Below are 272 nucleotides of genomic sequence, written 5' to 3' on the forward strand. Positions count from 1 at the left end.
ACCGGCCAGCCGAAAGGCGCGGGCAACCGCCACTCGGCGTTGCTGAACCGCCTGCACTGGATGCAGGAGGCCTATGAACTGGACATCAGCGACAGCGTGTTGCAAAAGACTCCGTTCAGCTTTGACGTGTCGGTATGGGAGTTCTTCTGGCCGCTGATGACTGGCTCGCGTTTGGTGGTGGCTGCGCCGGGCGATCATCGCGATCCGGCCAAGCTGGTCAGTTTGATCAATGCCGAACAGATCACCACGCTGCATTTCGTGCCGTCGATGCT

Annotated in this window: 1 protein-coding gene; it reads left to right on the forward strand. The window is 60.3% G+C overall.

The annotated features are described in order from the left end of the window. Positions 1-272 (forward strand): AMP-binding protein (locus ACW9IB_RS29545; protein ID WP_457416869.1); only part of this gene is annotated, 272 nt, incomplete at both ends.

The organism is Pseudomonas sp. SDO524_S393 (assembly GCF_054071875.1).